The sequence below is a fragment of the Methanolobus halotolerans genome (assembly GCF_004745425.1).
Taxonomy (GTDB): domain Archaea; phylum Halobacteriota; class Methanosarcinia; order Methanosarcinales; family Methanosarcinaceae; genus Methanolobus; species Methanolobus halotolerans.
Map to the genome: position 1 here is coordinate 108583 of NZ_PGGK01000003.1, position 19927 is coordinate 128509.

20 protein-coding genes are annotated in these 19927 nt (G+C 42.1%); 9 read left to right on the forward strand and 11 right to left on the reverse strand.

Going from position 1 to position 19927, the window contains the following annotated elements:
* Positions 1-50 precede the first annotated feature (50 nt).
* The 3 genes from tnpB (at position 51) to CUN85_RS03775 (ending at position 2803) form a co-directional block, all read left to right on the forward strand.
* Positions 51-1163, forward strand: a complete 1113-nt coding sequence (tnpB, locus tag CUN85_RS03765; RefSeq protein ID WP_135388999.1) for an IS200/IS605 family element RNA-guided endonuclease TnpB — start codon at positions 51-53, stop codon at positions 1161-1163.
* 190 nt (positions 1164-1353) lie between these two features.
* Positions 1354-2028, forward strand: coding sequence for an ABC transporter ATP-binding protein (locus tag CUN85_RS03770; protein ID WP_135389000.1), 675 nt, complete (start codon positions 1354-1356; stop codon positions 2026-2028).
* Complete coding sequence (locus CUN85_RS03775; protein ID WP_135389001.1) at positions 2015-2803, forward strand: ABC transporter permease; 789 nt, start codon at positions 2015-2017, stop codon at positions 2801-2803. The genes CUN85_RS03770 and CUN85_RS03775 overlap by 14 nt, the downstream gene beginning before the upstream one ends.
* Before the next feature lie 180 nt (positions 2804-2983).
* On the opposite strand, the gene CUN85_RS03780 is transcribed toward CUN85_RS03775, so the two are convergent.
* Positions 2984-3307 carry a DMT family transporter gene (locus tag CUN85_RS03780; RefSeq protein WP_135389002.1) on the reverse strand — a complete coding sequence of 108 codons (324 nt, stop codon included), beginning with the start codon at positions 3305-3307 and terminating at the stop codon, positions 2984-2986.
* Between the two features lie 217 nt (positions 3308-3524).
* Here CUN85_RS03780 and CUN85_RS03785 point away from each other — a divergent pair, with 217 nt between their 5' ends.
* The 3 genes from CUN85_RS03785 (at position 3525) to CUN85_RS12930 (ending at position 5423) form a co-directional block, all read left to right on the forward strand.
* A complete protein-coding gene (locus CUN85_RS03785; RefSeq protein ID WP_135389003.1) occupies positions 3525-4601 on the forward strand; it encodes an RNA-guided endonuclease InsQ/TnpB family protein in 1077 nt (358 codons plus the stop codon).
* A 55-nt stretch (positions 4602-4656) separates the two neighbouring features.
* The gene (locus CUN85_RS03790; protein ID WP_135389128.1) at positions 4657-4923 is read left to right on the forward strand and encodes a DUF1638 domain-containing protein; all 267 of its coding nucleotides are present in this window, start codon (positions 4657-4659) and stop codon (positions 4921-4923) included.
* Positions 4924-5276: 353 nt separating this feature from the next.
* Positions 5277-5423: a hypothetical protein gene (locus CUN85_RS12930; protein WP_167848778.1), complete on the forward strand. Its 147-nt coding sequence runs from the start codon at positions 5277-5279 to the stop codon at positions 5421-5423.
* Positions 5424-5569: 146 nt separating this feature from the next.
* Here the strand turns inward: CUN85_RS12930 and CUN85_RS03795 are convergent, their stop codons facing one another.
* From CUN85_RS03795 to CUN85_RS03820, 6 genes are all read right to left on the reverse strand, one after another.
* The gene (locus tag CUN85_RS03795) at positions 5570-6718 is read right to left on the reverse strand and encodes an RNA-guided endonuclease InsQ/TnpB family protein (RefSeq protein ID WP_135389004.1); all 1149 of its coding nucleotides are present in this window, start codon (positions 6716-6718) and stop codon (positions 5570-5572) included.
* 595 nt (positions 6719-7313) lie between these two features.
* The gene (locus CUN85_RS03800; RefSeq protein ID WP_135389005.1) at positions 7314-9341 is read right to left on the reverse strand and encodes a cation:proton antiporter domain-containing protein; all 2028 of its coding nucleotides are present in this window, start codon (positions 9339-9341) and stop codon (positions 7314-7316) included.
* A 143-nt stretch (positions 9342-9484) separates the two neighbouring features.
* Positions 9485-9862 (reverse strand): P-II family nitrogen regulator, encoded by a 378-nt coding sequence (locus CUN85_RS03805; RefSeq protein WP_135389006.1) that lies wholly within the window; start codon positions 9860-9862, stop codon positions 9485-9487.
* Positions 9855-10589, reverse strand: a complete 735-nt coding sequence (locus CUN85_RS03810) for a DUF1538 domain-containing protein (protein WP_135389007.1) — start codon at positions 10587-10589, stop codon at positions 9855-9857. The genes CUN85_RS03805 and CUN85_RS03810 overlap by 8 nt, the downstream gene beginning before the upstream one ends.
* Positions 10586-11278, reverse strand: a complete 693-nt coding sequence (locus tag CUN85_RS03815) for a DUF1538 domain-containing protein (protein ID WP_135389008.1) — start codon at positions 11276-11278, stop codon at positions 10586-10588. The genes CUN85_RS03810 and CUN85_RS03815 overlap by 4 nt, the downstream gene beginning before the upstream one ends.
* 364 nt (positions 11279-11642) lie before the next feature.
* Positions 11643-12458 carry a uroporphyrinogen-III synthase gene (locus CUN85_RS03820; protein ID WP_135389009.1) on the reverse strand — a complete coding sequence of 272 codons (816 nt, stop codon included), beginning with the start codon at positions 12456-12458 and terminating at the stop codon, positions 11643-11645.
* A gap of 529 nt (positions 12459-12987) precedes the next feature.
* Between CUN85_RS03820 and CUN85_RS03825 the strand changes: the two genes are divergently transcribed.
* Both CUN85_RS03825 and CUN85_RS03830 read left to right on the forward strand, forming a co-directional pair.
* Positions 12988-13248 (forward strand): CxxC-x17-CxxC domain-containing protein, encoded by a 261-nt coding sequence (locus CUN85_RS03825; RefSeq protein WP_135389010.1) that lies wholly within the window; start codon positions 12988-12990, stop codon positions 13246-13248.
* Positions 13249-13472: 224 nt separating this feature from the next.
* The gene (locus tag CUN85_RS03830) at positions 13473-14402 is read left to right on the forward strand and encodes a mechanosensitive ion channel family protein (RefSeq protein ID WP_235856177.1); all 930 of its coding nucleotides are present in this window, start codon (positions 13473-13475) and stop codon (positions 14400-14402) included.
* Positions 14403-14443: 41 nt separating this feature from the next.
* Here CUN85_RS03830 and CUN85_RS03835 read toward each other — a convergent pair whose 3' ends face one another.
* From CUN85_RS03835 to CUN85_RS03850, 4 genes are all read right to left on the reverse strand, one after another.
* Entirely contained in the window at positions 14444-15100 is a 657-nt protein-coding gene (locus tag CUN85_RS03835; RefSeq protein ID WP_135389011.1) for an HAD family hydrolase, read from the reverse strand.
* The gene (locus CUN85_RS03840; RefSeq protein ID WP_135389012.1) at positions 15079-16023 is read right to left on the reverse strand and encodes a phosphotransferase; all 945 of its coding nucleotides are present in this window, start codon (positions 16021-16023) and stop codon (positions 15079-15081) included. Before CUN85_RS03840 ends, CUN85_RS03835 begins: the two co-directional genes overlap by 22 nt.
* 244 nt (positions 16024-16267) lie before the next feature.
* Positions 16268-17506, reverse strand: coding sequence for a hypothetical protein (locus CUN85_RS03845; RefSeq protein WP_135389013.1), 1239 nt, complete (start codon positions 17504-17506; stop codon positions 16268-16270).
* A 470-nt stretch (positions 17507-17976) separates the two neighbouring features.
* Positions 17977-18867: a DUF7282 domain-containing protein gene (locus CUN85_RS03850; RefSeq protein ID WP_135389014.1), complete on the reverse strand. Its 891-nt coding sequence runs from the start codon at positions 18865-18867 to the stop codon at positions 17977-17979.
* A 169-nt stretch (positions 18868-19036) separates the two neighbouring features.
* Between CUN85_RS03850 and CUN85_RS03855 the strand changes: the two genes are divergently transcribed.
* Positions 19037-19849, forward strand: coding sequence for a hypothetical protein (locus tag CUN85_RS03855; RefSeq protein ID WP_135389015.1), 813 nt, complete (start codon positions 19037-19039; stop codon positions 19847-19849).
* Positions 19850-19927: the final 78 nt, after the last annotated feature.

Consider the following 19927-nt stretch of genomic DNA (forward strand, 5'->3'; position numbering starts at 1 on the left):
GTTTAACTTGACGTAAACTATATATTGCGGCAAATGATATAGTGAATTGTATGTTAAAAGCTTACAAATATAGAATGTATCCTACAAAAGAGCAGGAAGAGAAGTTCTTTCAGCATTTCGGATGTGTTAGGGTAATCTATAATTGGGCTTTAGAACAGAAAATTAAGACTTATGAACAGGATGGAAAGTCAATCTCAAGGTTTTCGTTAAATAAAATGATTCCAGAACTGTATGAAGATAAAGAATGGTTGAAAGATGTTAATTCTCAATCATTGCGTGGAGCTACACTAAATCTGGATAATGCTTTTACAAGATTTTTTAGAGAGAAAAAAGGTTTTCCAAAATTCAAATCCAAAAAGAATCCTGTACAATCGTTTTCTGTTCCTCAATACTATAAGGTAGATTTTGATGCTAATAAAGTAAGACTTCCTAAAATTGGGTGGGTAAATACAAAACTACATCGTAGATATACAGGAATTGAAAAGACCGCTACCGTATCCAAAACGCCAACTGGAAAATTCTATATCAGTATCCTTGTGGATGATGAACAGGAATTACCTGTCAAATCAATTTTTAACGAAAAAGTGACTGTTGGTATTGATGTGGGGATTAAAGATTTTGCTGTTCTATCCAATGGTGAGAAAATAAAGAATCCTAAACATCTTAAAAATTCAATAAAGCGTCTTGCAGTTCTTCAAAGAAGATTATCAAGGAAGCAAAAAGGTTCAAAGAACAAAGTAAAAGCCAGACTTGCAGTATCAGAACTTCATGAGAAAATAAGGAATCAGAGACATGATTTTCAACACAAAGTATCCTCTAAGCTCATAAGCGAGAATCAAGCGGTAGCATTGGAAACATTGAATGTTAGCGGTATGTTGAAAAATCATTGTCTTGCACAAAGTATAGCAGATGCATCATGGAGTTCTTTCGTAACAAAACTCGAATATAAAGCCGAATGGTATGGAAAAACAATACTTCGCATAGGGCAATTTGAGCCATCTACCAAAATATGTAGTGTATGTGGATTCCACAATGGAAAACTAACATTAGCAGTTAGGGAATGGAAATGTCCTGAATGTGAAACCAATCATGACAGAGATATTAATGCCGCTATTAATATCAAAAAGTTTGCTTTAGATAAGCAGAACTTAATAGGAATTTAGCACCGTAGGAACTACGGGAAGAGCTTGTGGACTTACTGGCAGTGGTCAGGAGAATGAAGCAGGAAGCCTCCCATTTTAATGGGTGGTAGTTCACCCATACTATGGTATATTTGTGTCAGGCAGAGGTAATCTTAATTAGCTGGCAGGTAATTTACTGGCTGCTTGAAAGTTGTATGAGGGTGGAAAACGGATGGAAATTATCAGGATGGAGAGAGTCTCTGTTACTGTAAAGGATGAAACCGGGGACAAGCTGATCTTCTCAGATCTCCATATATCCGTGGACAGGGGAGAAAAAGTGCTCATCAGGGGGAGATCCGGGATTGGCAAGACCACTGTCTTCAGGCTGATCCTGGGTTTTACCAGGCCTTCATCGGGGGGGATATATTTTGAGGGAAGGAGGGCTGATCCTGATCTGTTCTGGGAGGTCAGGAAAAGGACTGCACATATCTCACAGGACAGTGATATCGGCGAAGGTCCTGTAATGGCGTTGTTCGGGGAGGTTTTTTCCTATAGTGCCAACCGTGGCAAGTTCAGCCGTGATGATCTTGGCGCTCTGCTTTTAGGGTTCTCATTGCAGGAGGATGTTCTTACCAAGAAGTTCGAGAACCTCTCCGGAGGAGAGAAGCAACGTATTGCCATAATCATTTCCCTGATGACAAAAAAGGACATATTCCTGCTTGATGAGATCACATCCGATCTTGATGCGGCTTTAAAGGAAAAGGTCGTGGACTTTTTCCTGGCACGCCCTGAATGGACGGTCCTTGTTATATCCCACGATCCGGAGTGGGAACGTGAAGGTGTAAGGATCATCGATTTTGCAGAGGTAGTCTCGAAAACAAAGGTGGGCAAGCATGCCGGCCAGTGATATATCCCTGCCGGGAATGCTGTTCTGTTTCATACTCCTGCTCATCCCGATCCTTGTGAGCTATTACTTTAAACTGCAATTGATCGGTTCAACCCTGCAAAGTGCCTTCCGGATGACAATCCAGCTGGCCCTTGTGGGTTTTTTCCTGACATTTGTCTTTGACCTGAACAATGTGATCCTGAACATCACCTGGGTAATGGTAATGGTGATAGTGGCATCACACACTGTTCTGAAGAATGCCGAACTCAAACTGCAGTCACTGATCGCTCCGCTGATCATCTCTTTCACAATAACCAATGTTGGGATGCTGCTATACTTCAACACTCTCATAATAGACCTTGAAGATGTATTTGATGCCAGGTACTTCATACCCATAGGCGGCATGGTGCTCGGCAACTCCCTCCGGGCAAATATTGTCGGCATCAACGACTTCTGTGACCAGATACAGAGGAACGAGAACAGGTACCTTTCCAGACTTTCCCTCGGAGCTGAGAAACACGAAGCTCTTATGCCATATGTGAAAAAGAGCCTCAGGAACGCACTCAAGCCAACGCTTGCGAACATGGCGACCATAGGCATAGTATTCCTGCCCGGCATGATGACGGGCCAGATCCTCGGCGGATCCAGTCCCCTGGTTGCTATTGAATACCAGATAGCTATCATGGTGGCGATCTATGTGACCACCGTGATGAATGTAGTGCTGGCCATACTGATACTGATGTACAGAGGTTTTGATGAGTATGGGATGTTCAGGAAGAGCATGCTGAAGATCTGAAGAACAGAACCTTCTTTTCCCTTCCGGCTCAGATGAAATAGATAAGGACTATAAGTATACCTGCGAGTACAAATCCCACAGCCAGAAGCAATATCATGTATAGAACAAGTTGCAGATCTGCGTCCATAGTATAAGATTACATTTTTTTCAGTTATGCATTTTATGCTCCCCCGGAGAGTATCATTGGATATTACCGGTAAGGTTCAGGCCGACAACTCCTATCATTATGAATATGAGAGACAGTACTTTCAAAGAAGTGATCGACTCATTGAACACTGCAATACCTATGATCGAAATAAGTGCTACCCCAAGCCCGGCCCAAATGGCATAGGCAACGCTTACATCCAGCCTTTTCAGGGCTATTGTGAATGCTATGAAACTAATGCCATAGAACACAAATATAAGTACGGATGGAACTATCTTCGTAAAACCTTCGGAAAGTTTCATACACGTAGTTCCGCATATCTCAAAAAATATCGCCAGGGCAAGAAACATATAGCTCATTAATATTCACCCGGGAATCGTAAATGCAATCCCGTATCTAAGATATCCTTTCCGGTTAAAAACTTAGGCATTCCGGGGTTCTCCGTATACAATTTTTTTAGAAGGCACGATAATTGTTTATCACGTTTGAGTAAGAAGACCACCGTTTTCAAACGGTGGAGGAATGCTTCAATTCCTAACATAAAATATATATGGTATAGATGCATATGTTCTATGTATGCTTCTAACTATGAAAGTGAAATTATATCCTGATCAATATCAGCATAGGTCCTTATTGGAAACTATGGAACGCTTCAATGAAGCATGTAACTATATTTCTAACATTGCATGGACCAATCACACTTTCGGAAAAGTAGCAATCCACAAACTCGCATACTACGAAATAAGGGATAAATTCAACCTTTCTTCTCAAATGGTAGTTAGAGCAGTGGGTAAAGTAGCAGAATCCTACAAAATAGACAAAACTTGTCAACATGGATTCAAAAAACATGGTGCAGTAGTCTATGACCAGAGAATATTAACCTTCAAGTCAACCGATGAAATCTCAATCCTGACCCTTGGAGGTAGAGAACGTATTACTATAAAATACGGAGAATATCGTCAACTCAACATGCAAAGAGTAAGAGGACAGGCAGACCTCATCTACCATAACAATATCTTCTATCTCATGGTAGTTGTGGACGTTCCTGATGCAGACCCAATAGACCCTCAAGGAATCATAGGAGTAGACATGGGAATAGTTAACATAGCTACAACCTCAGATGGTGAAGTATTCTCCGGGAAGAAATGCACGGAAGTAAGACAACGCTACTCAAATCTCAAAGCAAAACTTCAAAGCGTAGGAACCCGCTCTGCTAAAAGGCATCTCAAGAAAATAAGTGGTAAAGAAAGACGTTTTAAAAAAGATATCAATCACTGCATAGCTAAATCGATCGTTCAAACTGCAAAAGACACAAACAGGGCTATTGCCATTGAAAATCTTAAGGGCATTAGAACCAACAGCACGGTTAACAAGACAGTAAGAACAGCTATGGGCAAATGGGCTTTCAATGAATTGGGAAATTTCCTCAAATACAAAGCTACTCTCGCAGGTATTCCAGTATTTGAAGTAGACCCAAAAAACACATCAAGAGAATGCTCAATGTGTGGACACATTGACAAAAAGAACAGAAAAAGTCAATCAGAGTTTCTCTGTGTCAATTGCGGGCATGCTGAAAACGCCGATATTAACGCTTCCAATAATATATCATCCAGGGGTATCTGTCAACTACCCCATCGTCCTCTGTCCTGTTAAATGGAACATAGAAGGACAAATCACCCTATCCATAGGGTGGTAGTTGACGACTCCGATGTGGGCAGCCAATTGGTGGGAGATGATGGTCTCGGCCGGGATGACACCCGATCCTGACAATATAAAGCTCTCAAAGTTCGTTTTTGATCATGTGGGCTACAAGAATGTCGTCAGACTTGATACCGGCCTGTACTATGAGAAGGAGTTCGACTCGATGGTAGAAGAGTTCGCAAAGCTCTTTGACTTCCGGATAGTAGATATGGAAGCCAGCCCCGAACTCATAGACCGTTGTTACAGGAACCTGTGCGAGGATGTATCAGGCTGACCGGCCAAAGGAAAAAATAAAAGGACTACACAGGACACAGAATCCGGCAGGCAGACACCGGCTGCCTGTATACAGAAGTCACCTATAAAGCAGTGGCATTTCTCTACCCCTACACCCCGTCAGTCGTAAGCGTTGACTTTGCCTTCATCCGTATGCCGGGTAATGCTACCTTATCTGTTTTTCAATACCCTGCAAACACGATCAACATTCATAATATTCTGTACTGATCATGGTTTCCTGTTCCCGGTGGATGTCACAGAACATACCCTGGTTTTCAGGATTAAAAACCACTGAACTTCTCACTACCATTACACTTATAAAAGTTAAAGAGAATATTACATCGGGGTTATCTTATGGGAGAATATGAAGAGACTATAAAAGATATACGTGAGACCCTGGGTATTCTGCCTGCATTTATGAAGGACCTTCCCCGGGAAGAACTTGTGGAAGACTGGCATATCTGGAAGCACGAAGAACCTGAGATGAGCTTACACAAGTAAACAATTGAGATTCAGGTCTCTGAATACAATTGTTTCCAAATATGATTATATGAATGAGACCTTTGACATTTTTTCCAGGTTAGCTGGCGCGTTATACTGCTTTTATGCCAACTACCCCTCCCTTACGGAAGGGGCTTGAATGTCAATTAAGCATTCGTCTGGGTAGCTGACAAGTACCCCTGAGATTCCAAGATATACCTGAAATCTCTTGTTTTATGTTCTATGTTCATTGCTCCGTTTAGGTCTGCATTGTTCTCATAACCACATTTTTTACATCTAAAATTAAGTCTATTACGATTATTTTTAGATATGTGATTGCATCTGATACAGGTCTGTGAAGTAAAAGCAGGGTCTACATAGTGGGTGAGTATACCTACTCCCCTTGCCTTGTATTCGATAAATGTTTGGAGTTGTCGGTAAGCCCAACTACTGTGAGTGTGTCTATTCTTTTTGGAAACTTTACTTACAGTAGTATTTCGGATACCTGTCAAATCCTCTAAACCTATCACGGAGATATCATTTTCAAGTGCGAACTTTACTATCTCTTTTGAGATTTTGTGGTTTACATCTCGCATAAGACGTTTCTCTTTACCAGAAATATATTTTAGCATACGTTTTGCCGATAAAGTTCCCTTCGATTGTAAACGTGCTCGCATGGACTTGTAATGATTACGAAGATTTTTGATTTCACCACCTGCAAAGAACTTACATTTCTTATCAGTGGTCGATGTAACAGCCAAATAATTAATTCCAACATCTACTCCCATGAATGTAGAAGCATCTGTTATTTCTTTGTCTGGAATCTCTTTTTCAATGGATAAATGGAAATAGTATTCTCCGTCATTGTGTAATACAACTTTAGAAGCCTGATATTCCCATGAACCATCAAAATATTGTGCTGCATAATCATAATTCAGAATAGAATACGGTTTTCTGCCGTTAATTGTTGTTATTTTTACAGTGTCTCTATCGATAGTAAAATCTCGTTTGTAAGAAAATGTCATGGACGTAGGGCTAAATTCCACTCGTTGCCACTTAGCTTTGTTCTTTTTCAAAGTTTTGTAACATCCTGCAACCTGTCGGGGTATGTTACAACTCATCTGAGATTTTAGTTCTAAATTCTCACGGAGATAAGGATAAACCAATTTTTGTAATTTCATAGCTCCCATTGGCTTACCATTATCGAAAAGAACCTTAGATGTATAATTCATTCCATCAGAATATTTCTGCATAGTTTCAACTAAATCGTTATCCGGATTTGCTATTTTCAAAATAACAGTTTTAGTTAGAAACATACAATACCATATTCACACAGTTAGTATAAATAACTTTTATGTGAATATTAGACGCATTCCTCTCCCACCTTACGGAAGGAGACTCCTGCTTCAAAGGTTGAACCCTGACAGGTGTTTGAACAGACTATCGGTTATAAGGATCAACTGCAGATAATTACATCTCTGTTACCGGTTACGCGGCCATGTTGCAAAGACAGTGCAGTAATTACCTCACAGGCTAATCACACCGCTTTTTGTTGCACCTGTTTTGAATATACTAATTGTATATGGAACTATATACCCATCACCGGAATGTCTGTCCGGACGTATATTTCGGCAAGGTTTGGAAGTAAATATTTCAAAGAAGCGTCCGTAAGGAAAAGAACTGAGGTGTGTGATTTAAAGAGTGGGGGTTTGGGGGTGGTTTAAAAAGAAGTCACACACCTCAGATGTCTAACACCTTTAACACATAAAAGTGTAGTCATTTTAAAAAGTCATACATAGTCAATAAAGACTGAGTTGCCGGGTCTGTCAGGTGACATAATAATTACAGTTCTACTTCGGTTCTACTCCGCTTAAATGGAGTGATTTGCCATGAGGAAAGGTTTTTGTCAGGTCATACGGGACAACCATCATAAGAACCTGCCTCTGTGTCCCCTCCCATATATCTTCTTAACTGGCACAGTCTCTCCGGTTTCCCGAGCACGATAAGCATATCCCCGGACAACAGTTGTGTATCACCTGCCGGATTCTCTATAATCTCCCCGTTTCTGCGGATGGCCAGTACTGTCGCACCATGCAGGTTCCTGAGATCTACATCCTTGAGGGTGCTTCCATGGAGAATACAATCCTCTTTGATTTTAAAAGAGGTGATATCCACCCCTGGCAGGTCATCTTTCAGGCTGAATACATCCTTTTTGCTTTCAATGGAATGCTGCCTCAACATGGAATAGCCGTTTGCACGTATCTCTTTTGTGAATGCGTAAATATCCTCTTCGGGTACGAGGTACTTTTTAAGAAGACGGCTGAATATCTCCACCGATGTCTCGTATTCCTCAGGAATCACCTCGTCGGCACCCAGCTGACTGAGATTCCCTATCTCATTCATATATCGCGTCCTTGCAATGATATATATCCTGGGATTCATCCTTTTTGCAACATCTATTATTGATCTGGTGGCAATGAAGTCCGAGATACCGACCACGAGTACCCTGGCAGACTTTATGTTAGCGGAATCAAGTACCACTTCATGCGTTGCATCCCCATAGTATATCCTTTCTCCCTGCTTTCTTTCCTGGCGCACGGTCTCAGGATTTGTCTCTATGATCACATAAGGTATTCCAGCAGTCTTTGCAGCATTGGAGACTGTTTTTCCGTTGAAGCCGTAACCTATTATAATGAGATGATCGTGCAGCTCCTTATCTTCTTCCGCAGGAGCCATGCTCTTTGAGTACAGACCATTGATAAATATAGGATTCTTTATCCTGTTCAGTATCTTACGTGAGAGGTCATGCGAGGAGGTCATCACAAAAGGAGTAGCGGCCATTGTGACAATCGAGACAGCAAGGAAAGTCTGGTACAGGCCACCATCAAGCAAGCCGTACTCCCGTCCGAAACTGGAAAGGATGAATGAGAACTCTCCAACCTGAGACAGTGTCAGCCCCGTTATGATCGTGGTTCTAAGAGGGTACCCCAGTATGAATGTAACAAGTCCGGATGTAACCGATTTCAGGAAGATGACAACAGCTGCCAGTGCAAGCAGGACGGTGATGTTATCCAGGAAGAAAGTGACATCCATCAGCATTCCTATGGATACAAAGAAGAAACTGATGAAGACGTCCTTGAAAGGCATCATATTACCGATCGCCTGATGACTGTACTCAGACTCCGAGATGATCAGACCTGCCAGAAAAGCCCCAAGGGCCAGTGACAATCCTGCTTCGGCAGTAAGCCATGCTGTTCCAAATACCGTGAACAAGATCGTCAGAAGGAAAAGTTCCCTGTTCCGGGTCTTAGCGATCCTGAAAAGCAATGCAGGCATTATCCACCTTGCACTGACGATTACAAACAGCATGATCCCAATCCCTCTGAGCAGGAAGGTGGCAGCACTGTCACCCGACTCCGATGGCACGCCTGCCAGGATGGGGGTCAGCAGTATCATAGGAACAATGACAATGTCCTGGAAGATCAGTATGCCAAGTGAGATCTTACCGTAGGGAGTGTACATCTCCCCCTTTTCCTGAAGCAGTTTGAGCACAATGGCAGTACTGCTAAGGGATACCAGAAATCCAAGGAAAAGAGCAGTACTGGAGGTGTAACCCATAAAAAGCGAAATGTAATAGACCAGTCCTGTAGTGATCACTACCTGCAGGCCTCCGCCCACCAGCACTAGCCTTTTGATGTCCCATAGTTCCTTGATGGACATCTCAACCCCTATTGTGAACAGAAGCAGGATTATTCCTATTTCTGCAAGCATCTCTACCTGTTCTACCTCATTGATAATACCAAGCACATGAGGGCCTGCTATGATTCCCGTGACAAGGAAGCCAAGAACAGGAGATAGACGTATCCTGTGGAACACCAGCAGTATAAGTATGGATAGTCCGAAGATTATCTCAATGTCAGTGAACAGTGTAAGATCCATTTTTAACCACTTAATGATTATTGAGTCTATTTTTATCTAAAAGCCTTTTCAGCATAAACATACATTTCTGGAATGATACTCTCAAATCCTTTATTCCGTACAATGTTAATACCGGATCGGCCTCCGGCATCTGATGCCGAGACCTAGGATCTGTCACTTTCCCCGGTGTCGTAGAGGTCACAATGCTGGTGCAGTTCGCAAAGAATATGGGCAGTACCAAATACTTTTTCGAGCGAGACTACAAATCCAAGCCCGCAACCAGGTTTGTCCAGACCCACATCCTTGCTGATAGCCTCCACCATGGCATCCGCATTTGCAGATTCGGTTATCGTGAGCACTATTTCCTTTTCAGGCTCGATCAGCATGCCAAAAAGACGTTTGTCCTCATGTACACCCGTACCGCGTCCGAGAACTATTGTTCCCCCCTTTGCACCTGCTTTTTGGGATGCTTTTACCACTTCATCACCCCACCCTTTTTTAACTATTGTCACGATCAGTGCAAGCTCATATTCATTATACATTATCCTTACCTCCTATATATCGCATATATACGCCTAAGATCAGTACAAAGATGATAGGTGCCAGTGCTATCAAAGCTATCATGCCGAACCCATCAATAACAGGGTCCCTTCCCTCCTGGGACGAAGCAACACCAACGGCCATAGACATGAGAAAAGTCACGGCCATAGGTCCTGTAGCCACTCCTCCTGAATCAAAGGCAATCGCTATGAAATCCTTATCAGAGAACCACATCAGTATAATGGCAAACAGGTAGCCCGGTATTATTATGTAAAGGAAAGGAATCCCGTAAACAAGTTTTGCCATTGCTATTGCTACAAAAGTTGCAACGCTTATGGACAAAGTGTACAGCATTAGCTTTGTCCTTATGTATCCGCTGGAAGATTTCTCTATCTGATAGCACAACACTCTCACAGCAGGTTCTGCATAGGTGGCCAGGAAACCAAGGACAAAGCCAACTGGCATCAGTATCCATTTGTGTTCTATTTTCCCGAAAAATATACCTATTTCCAGCCCCACTGGAAAAAAACCATTGTAAACACCATACAGGAATAATATCATCCCTATTGCTGTCATGGATATACCCAGAGAGAGCTTTACAAGCTGGGAAGAGGGAAATTTCAGATACAGGATCTGGAATATAACAAAAAATATCACAAGAGGCAGCAATGCTTCCGTAACCTCAAGAACGATCGCCAGCAGGTTCTGGCTGTGTTCCACACTACTCATGGTGCAAGCACTCCCATAAGCATCACGCTTATTATCGGACCTATGGAAGCCAGACCGATGAGCCCGAAACCTTCGGACAGTCCCGACTTCTCTCCAAGGACCGACACGACACCTATGCCAAGCGCAAGGATAACAGGTACTGTCATTGGTCCTGTGGTCACACCCCCGGCATCATAGGCTATCGCAAGATACTCGGGTTTTGTTACAAAGGACAGTATGATGACAACCAGATATCCTACGGTCAGAAGGTACTTTATAGGCACTCCGTAAACTATCCTGAGCATGGAGACAGATACGAAAAATCCTACTCCAAAGGCAATTGAGAGTATCAGTACGTCACGGGAAATACTATTCTCAGATACGGAATCGATCATCGAGCTCAGCACCCGTACATCAGGTTCGGCAATTGTAGCCATGAAAGAAAGTATAAAGGCTACCCCCACAATGAACACCAAAGAGTTATGTTTCGGAAGCTCGGAACCGATAGACTCACCGATGGGCAGCATTCCCAGTTTAACTCCCATAAGGAAAAAAACCATTCCTGTTATTACCAGTAAAGCTCCTGTGAAGAAAGAGAAGATCATACCAGAGTTCAGGCCAATGACCAGCATGATCAGGAGCACTGATATTGTTAACGGTAATACCGCCTGGACCACCTCTTGGAACGTTTCTTTGAAATCCTGTATCATATAGTATCCTTTCTGCACCTGTGAATGTAATATCTTTAAAACATGATTCTAAGAAAAGATTAGAACAATACTATAAGAGGTTTATCAACATGTAGGTATGTTGCCATCATACGCCTGAATAATGGAAATAGAGATCTACTGAAATGCTGTATAGTAAAAATCTGCTACCAGACAAATATTTGTGGAAGTGTAGAAAGAATCCTTAAAAACCACAAAGGATCAGAAAGGAAGTATCAGTAAAAGAATGAAAGGCACATGGATGATGTTTCTTAGAACCTTGATGTTCCTGGTTGATAGCTGTGGCAGTTGTTGACAATATGTGCCAAGTTATTTCAAATGCATATGAAAAAAGGTAAAAGATAATTCAGAGATGGCCCTTAGCATCTGTATAAGCCTGCATAGATGCCCTCAACAACTCCTCAAAAGTGAAGTTATCCGGTATAACTCCGGATTTTACCCGATGCAGTCTGAGTGCATGTGCAGTCCCTTCGCCCATCGAAGCAACTATAGAGTTGTTCAGGACTTTGGGAATATCTTTGTCATAACCAAGCCTTTTAGCATGATCAAAGAAATTGTTAACAATGACGCAGTTAGTGAAGGCGAAAACATCGATATTTCCTTTCATTGCGGATTCGATTAGTTCTTTCTGTTCATCACCGTCCGGATCTATGAGATTGTACACAATAGTCTCAAAGACAGTGGCTCCGAAGTCCCGCAGACCTTCGATGAGCATTGATGAGCAGGCATAACCCCGGGCGATGTCCACGACAGCTCCTTCTACATTGTCACGCAGGTAATCGATAAGCCCTTCGGAGCTGTAATGGGAAGGCACCCCTTCTACTTTCACACCGGTTTCTTCAAGTGCTTGTTTTGTCCCTGGTGAATTCGCTACCACGGATAGCCTGTTCAGTGCTTCGATGAACTGAGGCCTTATAGAATGAGGAACCTTGCGTAACGTGAAATCGATTCCACTGGCACTGTCAAAAATCACATAGTCGGTCTCCCCCTTCATGACCCTTGTAAAAAAACTGTCAAATCTCCCGTCCTTCATGTTATTCAGTACCACCATAGGAACAGCAAGGGGCTCAAAGCCCATTGAGCGCGCAAGTTCCACAGAATCCCGGATGTGAATCTCAGGTCTCATGATAGCAATTACAGGTATCTCTTTTTTGTTTGTCATAATCGGAAAGTCCTTTCAACTGATCATTAATTATCAGCTTGTTAAGCTTGTATGCGAATCAATCGTTTTTAACCTTTTCTTTCTGTCGATCTCAACTTAAAGGCAAGGTCATTGGTATTGAAAAAGTGATAACATCAAAAGCAGCCATTATCCCCTGCAGTATATCGTTTCTGACTTTGTGACAGCAAGGGATTTATACCAAAAAAGCATAGGGAATTTTACGGTTAACTTAATTGAGGAGTGAAGAAGGGGTTACCCTTTTAGCTATTTCTTCCAGGTTAATTGTGAGCAAAGAAAATTGATCGTATAGATTCCAGGATAAATGTCCCAGTCTCAATTAAGTCCGTTCATGTGTCACAAGTTAATGTTTTTCCAGAGGAATAACTCTGTTGTTGCCTCAAAGATCTGTTTCGTTGTGCCAGGTACAGGATTGGAGAGCAGGTTTAGATCAAATTGAACGAGTCATGCGGCAATTTTCGAACCCGGTTAAATCGGGAACAGATACATAAACAAGCAAAGGAAATCAAATATGAGAGACGATAGAAGAGGCGGCAACGGCAGAAACGGTGGCTTCAGGCCAAGCGGTCCGAGAGGCAACCGTGAAGGAGGAGAAGGTGGCAGAGGTAGAGGCGGCGGTGGCGGATATAAGCCAAGAGGCCCCAGAGAGATGCACAAAGCAATATGTGCAGACTGCAACCAGGAAACTGAAGTACCGTTTCTCCCATCCGGCGACAGACCTGTTTACTGCAGGGAATGTTTCCAGAACCACAGACCACCAAAAAGATACTGATCACTTGTATCAGGTCCTGTGATCTTTAACGGGATGATATGGCAACAATACCATATCATCACCAATTTCTTTCCCGCGTTTTTAAGTTTTAATGCATAAATAATTAAACGATCTGTGAAATCATTCTTACAGTATTGGCATTTTTAATTATTGCATTGTGTTCGATAATTATACATAGAATTATAACCAAAAAAAGTATTTATCGTAATCCATCATTCAAAATAATGATGAAACAAGTCATAATTGTTTTTATCTTCCTGGCACTTACTATATTCTCCTGGTTCGCAGCTTCGATATACCAGATCCCATATCCGCAACAGATATATTCCACACTTCTCTGGTTAACTATAATTCATTTCTTTTTCAAGATCATTCTGGAACGTGCTGTGATCAAAACGATTAGCGATTCAAAAACACGCTACGAGATAAGTAAGATCGTCTCTATTCTTTATGTTATAGTTCTCATACTGGCGCTGATCCGTATATGGATTGCTGATCCGCAGGTGCTTCTTGTATCATACGGGCTGGTAGCTGCCGGAATAACCGTTGCCCTGCAGGATTTTTTCAAGAATTTCATGGGAGGGCTGATAATCCTTGTGTCCGGGACTTACAGAGTCGGTGACAGAATCGAGGTAAACTCCAAATTCGGAGATATAATAGACATCGGTATTTTGAACACAACACTGTTCGAATTGCAGGAATGGGTGAACGCTGATCAGCCCACTGGACGAATAACAACCGTCCCCAACGGTTTTATCCTCAACAGCCATATCAATAATTACACAAAAGATAATCCTTTCATCTGGGATGAGATCCGTCTTCCTATCACATATGACAGTGACTGGAAAGACGCCAATAAAAGAATAATGAACATTGTCAGGGAAGAGACCAGAGATCTGACAATAGCAGCACAGGAACAAAGGTCGGAGCTGAATAAGAAATACTACCTTTCCGATGGCATGAAAGGACCCGCAATATACCTGACAATGACTGATAACTGGATAGAACTTAACATCAGATACCTGACCTATGCAGGAGAGAGAAGGAATCTTCACGATAAACTGAGTCGTTTAATTCTTGAAGACATACAGAAGGATAGCAGGATAAAGATCGCTTCGGCTACAATGGACATAACAGTAACATCTGCAAATTAAAATCACACAAATATGAGACCAGGATGGAAAAAGCACCGGAATCACGACATAAATTCCCACGCTTCTTTTATATGCATCGATCTCATCCCCAGCTCCTGCGGGGGAATAATATCATTTTCCAGTGTGTCTCCAAGACTTAGAAGCTGATGAGGCTCAAGACCCAGGCGTTCCATGGCGTACTTAAAGAGCCGATGGTCAGGTTTTTTATAACCCAGGTCCGATGAGAATACAATGAAATCAAAATGGTCGTACAGTCCCAGGAAACGCAACTCCTGCTCTGAGAACACGCGCTGCCCGTTGGACACAATGCACTTGGGCATGTAGAAGTGTTTAACGAGGACAGCAACACTTTCCTGAAAGATCTCGAGTTTGCGCAATGAAGCCGAGCGAAACACCTTAGATGTTTCAATACCAAGCTCAATGGTATTGATATCCCAAATGGAATTCTCACTGCAGATATCAGCGAATATCTCTTCTATTTTTATCTCGGGACATTTTTCATCGGATTGTGCCATTTTTGCTTTCACTTTCCTGAAATAGTTCTCTTTTAATGTATCCGGACCGATCTTAACACCATGATACTGTAGCCATTTGCTTACCGCATCGTATGTATAAGGACTGTTCTCATCGGTTTTAATATCGATGAGAGTACCATAACAATCAAAGATCAGGCCTTTTATCTGATTGTTTCCAGACATTCTCCTGCCTCCTTCAGTAGATATTGATAATGTAAGGAATGGCCATGCAGACGTGCGATTCTCAGCAGGCCTACGCTCATGAAAAAAGGTAAAGCCCGGGTAAGCCTAGAAAAGTCCTCTTTATCCTTGCTGTATTCCCAGAGAAAATGGCCGATATAGGGTTCGGCTTTGATACCAGACCGCCTTTTTAGCTGGAAATAGTTTTTAAGTTCAGCACAAAACGTCCCGAGGTCCCGCACATTGTTGGCATGGTGCCAGCAACTCTCAAGATCAAGAGCATAAGGACCATTATCATGAAAAATGTAGTTTAGGGGTGAAACATCCCTGTGGATCATGCATCCATGTTCCACATCGAGTACAGAACTGTACCACCATTTCCCAAGCAATTCATTGAACGCCTGTCGTGTGTGGGGATTAAGTGAAAGCTGATCCAGCACATGATGGAAATTAGCAAATTCCTTTTCTTTGTTATAGTGACAACGGGTATTTTCATGCAGGCTTCGAAGCAGATATGCAAGCGAGGTCAGCCTGTCAAACAGTTTATTGTCATGTTTGAGACACCACATCAAGGATCTGCCACTTATGTACTCAGTCACAAGTGCACAATTAAAACCTTCATGTACAGCTATCGGTTTTGGAACATTGATAAACGAACCGGCTTTTTTTAGGTTATTATATTCATTCATCATTGCCTTGAATGCATCGTAACTCCTGTTTTTACCACGCGGTTCTGCAAAGAACTTCACGATAACACTGCATCCCTCACCCCTGAACTTGTATTTACAAACCGTATGCGAAGACCGATCATACTTGAAAACATCCGTCTCACAGTACTTGTTACTTATTCTGTCCCCGAGTATCTCCACAAGCCAATCCCTGAAAACGTCCCCAGGACCCAATGTGTTAACATAGTATTCCAACACAGGTCACATCCATGTTATATATTTGATGTATACGAATATATCTGTATTTGTATATGTGTAATTTTTCTCTAAAAAATCGTTTAAATGCAGATTCAAGGTTGATAAGTGAATTTAGCAATGACTGAGAGTTTACACCTTTTATCTCCCACCTTACGGAAGGAGACTTCTCGGCTTAGAAGTTAAAAAAAATAGACTAGTACCCCGCCATATCTGACAGGGTGCTTTTTTTATCGACTTCTTTGCATTAAGGTTGTGTCAGCCCATAACCTGACATCACGCATATAGCGCTAAGCAATGTCCAGATAATGAACCACAGGATACTGCTGATGTCAGGAATCACTTCGCTTAGGGGACTCCGGACATCCGAATCTTCCGCAGGAACACTTAGGAGATTAATTGGCTCTTCATCTTCTCCCACATCAGTAGTCCTGTAGACCTCTTCATCTTCTGGGAGAGATGAGCCTGCCCCGGATGTAACAGAAACAGATGGTCTACCGGAATTTGCTCCGGATGAATCAGAGCTGTCATCACCATTGGAACCTTCACTGTCTCCGGAGGAATCGGAGCTGTCATCACCATTGGAACCTTCACTGCCTCCGGAGGAATCGGAGCTGTCATCACCATCGGAACCATCACTGTCTCCGGATGAATCAGAGCTGTCATCACCATCGGAACCATCACTGTCTCCGGATGAATCAGAGCTGTCATCACCATCGGAACCATCACTGTCTCCGGAGGAATCAGAGTCGTCACCACAATCGGAACCATCACTGTCTCCGGAGGAATCGGAGTCGTCACCACAATCGGAACCATCACTGTCTCCGGAGGAATCGGAGTCGTCACCACAATCGGAACCATCACCTTCTCCGGAAGAATTGTCTCCTTCAGAGGAACCGGAGTCACCATCACCAGCAGATGAATCATCATCACCGGGGGAGCAGGAATCGTCTTCTCCATCTGAAGAACCGGTCCCATCTTCATCACAACATGTTAGAATTTCGTATGTGAAGTAAGTTGCCCAATTTTTCCCGGGGAAACTGGTTCCCTCTGCCCAGGCACTTTCATTACTTGTGTTTCGGCATGATCCGTTATGAACTGCTGCATGAGCAGCAATGTATAACGTACCTTCTTCTGAGGACAACGGAAGTGTATATTCAAGAATTTGTGTCCCATTCGGGAGACTCTCATTTTTGTGTGCAAAATGACCGGGAATTGGATTTCCGCTCTTTGTTATTGGAATAGATTCAAATGAACCGGCCACTGCGAGGTGAGATTCCAGAATGGACCAGTTACCACCTGTTCTATATGTGACATTCAGATGATCACAATCGTTTGAAACTGTCAATGTACCCACTTCGATATCCTGGCCCGCATATAGTGTTTTCACTGTTATCGTATCTGCATTATCTGCTGATGCAATACCGGACATACTGAACACAAAGATGATCAAAGCCAACAAGAATATATTTTTTAGATTACCCATGATTCCACCATTTTAATTTTTTTAATTGTTAATAACAGGGCCATATATTTGAGTGCCCTCACTCCATTTTTTTGTATAATTAATAGTCCCCTTTATTATTATATTTAAATATATGTATAGTCTAATATATCATTATCAGATAATTATGAGAAATGCGTTTTAGATGTTATGCACATTTATTTAAACAGTTGTAACAGTAGCAATTATATTAAGAGTACTTGTCGAAGCTAAAAAACCCAGAACATATCATGTGATTGATCTTTCCAGAAAAGTTTCCAGAAAAACGTTAAAGTGACCACTCCCTTAGAAATTCTTAAATACCCCATTCTGAAGACCTGCCGACCTATATGTACCTTCATGCCAGTAGCAGGGGATGGCCTGAATCATTGTAGAACACGTCAGAATCCTGCCTGATATCGCAGGCAAGACTCAATTCTTATGGCACTGACATGTGATATTCAATACCTGATTTACATTCGTCTATTCTTTGAACAATATCCTGCCACAAACAACAGACCCATGGTTAACACAATCCCAAAGCCGGGAGTCTGAGATGAAGACCCGTTTTCCACTGTTATCATTGCAGAGTCTGTGACAGGAACATTATCTGAAGTATAAGGCACATCGGGCCCCGGAAACTGATATACCCCGTCCCCATCATCCATATGTGTCATTGCAATAACTTCCTGATCTGTTTCAATTGGTGCATCAAGCCTGATCTCCACATCGGAATGATTACCTGTTTCCATATATTGCGAATGTCCGATCACATCTCCTGCAGAACCATTCTCACTTGCATGTATAACAACATACCCACCATCCGGCAAGGATACCGAGTCTACAACAACCATATTTCCTTCAGTGTCCTGATCTTCAAAACTTACAGCGCTTTCATTGTTCTCACTATTTGCTTCCGTTTCTATTGTCACCATCGCAGAATCAGAAACAATATCTCCATCTACACTATATGCTACATCCGGACCAGGGAACTCATACATTTCATCCCCATCATCTATGTGCGTCATTGCGATCAACTCCTGGCCGGAATCGATGGGTTCCCTAAGTTCCACTTCGACGAGAGAATATTCACCTGGTTCCAGGTATCCGCTATTCCCAGCCAGGGGACCGGAAGCACCATCCATAAGCTCGCGTATAACGACATAACCGCCTTCTGGCAAAAGTGCCATAGTAACAACTACCGAATTTCCATCAGATACCTGGTCCTCGAAAATAACAGCACTTTCATTGTTGACCAATGTATTCTGACCGTCACTTGTATTGCTGATTGTAACTTCGTTTCCTTTATCATACTGTGCAGTTGCAGATCCTGAAAATAAAACTATTATCAGCAGAATGGACATGTATATAGATTTATGGAGCAGAATATGCTCCAAGCTAAGCTTATGTTGAATAATAATAACTACCCCCGCTGTTAACCATTTCTAATAGTGGACTATTAAACGGGCTTTATTTAAAGTTTGCTTTTCTTGAAGAAAACACAGATAAAAAAGGATGAAGGAGCATAAAGAAATGTATCCCAGAATAAAAAGGCGTGAATACAACGATATTGAATCCATACTTCTTTACAGGAAAGATATTATATTCAAAGATCACGCTGCCAAACTGGATATATTTCAGGATGCGATCGAATTATTATTTTACCTGACCACGATTTTAAATGCAAGGTTTCTTGATGATCTCACAGTGACCGGAAATACATTAAAAGGCCCAAGATCCATTATACCGGTTTTATTTGAGCGGAACAACCACTATTTGTTGGCGGCCTACAAATTAGCATGCATTGGTTTGAACAATCCTGCTTACCTGAACCTGAGAGCCGTTTTTGAGGGAATCACTCACATGTATATGCTTCACCTCACTGACAGAGAAGCGGACCTTTTGCATAAGCAACAATTGGGTGTTCTGACAGCAGACGAAGAGAAAGAGTTAAAGAATAAACATCACTGGCTCAGGCCATCAAGGATACGGGAAGTATTATACATTGGTGAAAAGAAAAAACAGATCGATGATTTCTATATACTTATTTCAAATTCTGCCCACCCCGGCATAAAAAGTGCAATGGGGGATTTTGATTACCGTAAAGAAGTAACCTTCGATGTACTTACAGTTTCCCTTGCTTTAACTGCTGCCAATCTCCAGACCATCACTGAAACACACTTTGATAAGATCTATGCAGAAGAAATGGAAGAGATAAAAATAACAATGAAAAAAGTGGCACAGGAATTAGATGGTTTTATAGTAAACATCATTCCCAATCATCCAGGTTTAAAAAACAGATTAAATCCGGACTTATGGACCGATACAGATCAAAAGAGTGGTTAACTCAAATACACTGTTCTTAAACAAGTTTCCGGCGGACCTGGTACCCCGGAGTGCATAAAGCTTAAACGGTTTTGAAAT

What these genes read in the sequence shown, in the direction of transcription:
- CUN85_RS03820 (WP_135389009.1), bottom strand. Translation starts at nt 12,458, where the DNA reads ATGACAAACAAAAAAGAGATACCTGTAATTGCTATCATGAGACCTGAG.
- CUN85_RS03775 (WP_135389001.1), top strand. Translation starts at nt 2,015, where the DNA reads ATGCCGGCCAGTGATATATCCCTGCCGGGAATGCTGTTCTGTTTCATA.
- CUN85_RS03770 (WP_135389000.1), top strand. Translation starts at nt 1,354, where the DNA reads ATGGAAATTATCAGGATGGAGAGAGTCTCTGTTACTGTAAAGGATGAA.
- CUN85_RS03810 (WP_135389007.1), bottom strand. Translation starts at nt 10,589, where the DNA reads ATGAGTAGTGTGGAACACAGCCAGAACCTGCTGGCGATCGTTCTTGAG.
- CUN85_RS03845 (WP_135389013.1), bottom strand. Translation starts at nt 17,506, where the DNA reads ATGGGTAATCTAAAAAATATATTCTTGTTGGCTTTGATCATCTTTGTG.
- CUN85_RS03780 (WP_135389002.1), bottom strand. Translation starts at nt 3,307, where the DNA reads ATGAGCTATATGTTTCTTGCCCTGGCGATATTTTTTGAGATATGCGGA.
- CUN85_RS03830 (WP_235856177.1), top strand. Translation starts at nt 13,473, where the DNA reads ATGATGAAACAAGTCATAATTGTTTTTATCTTCCTGGCACTTACTATA.
- CUN85_RS03835 (WP_135389011.1), bottom strand. Translation starts at nt 15,100, where the DNA reads ATGTCTGGAAACAATCAGATAAAAGGCCTGATCTTTGATTGTTATGGT.
- CUN85_RS03850 (WP_135389014.1), bottom strand. Translation starts at nt 18,867, where the DNA reads ATGTCCATTCTGCTGATAATAGTTTTATTTTCAGGATCTGCAACTGCA.
- CUN85_RS03800 (WP_135389005.1), bottom strand. Translation starts at nt 9,341, where the DNA reads ATGGATCTTACACTGTTCACTGACATTGAGATAATCTTCGGACTATCC.
- tnpB (WP_135388999.1), top strand. Translation starts at nt 51, where the DNA reads ATGTTAAAAGCTTACAAATATAGAATGTATCCTACAAAAGAGCAGGAA.
- CUN85_RS03855 (WP_135389015.1), top strand. Translation starts at nt 19,037, where the DNA reads ATGTATCCCAGAATAAAAAGGCGTGAATACAACGATATTGAATCCATA.
- CUN85_RS03815 (WP_135389008.1), bottom strand. Translation starts at nt 11,278, where the DNA reads ATGATACAGGATTTCAAAGAAACGTTCCAAGAGGTGGTCCAGGCGGTA.
- CUN85_RS12930 (WP_167848778.1), top strand. Translation starts at nt 5,277, where the DNA reads ATGGGAGAATATGAAGAGACTATAAAAGATATACGTGAGACCCTGGGT.
- CUN85_RS03805 (WP_135389006.1), bottom strand. Translation starts at nt 9,862, where the DNA reads ATGTATAATGAATATGAGCTTGCACTGATCGTGACAATAGTTAAAAAA.
- CUN85_RS03790 (WP_135389128.1), top strand. Translation starts at nt 4,657, where the DNA reads ATGTGGGCAGCCAATTGGTGGGAGATGATGGTCTCGGCCGGGATGACA.
- CUN85_RS03825 (WP_135389010.1), top strand. Translation starts at nt 12,988, where the DNA reads ATGAGAGACGATAGAAGAGGCGGCAACGGCAGAAACGGTGGCTTCAGG.
- CUN85_RS03795 (WP_135389004.1), bottom strand. Translation starts at nt 6,718, where the DNA reads ATGTTTCTAACTAAAACTGTTATTTTGAAAATAGCAAATCCGGATAAC.
- CUN85_RS03785 (WP_135389003.1), top strand. Translation starts at nt 3,525, where the DNA reads ATGCTTCTAACTATGAAAGTGAAATTATATCCTGATCAATATCAGCAT.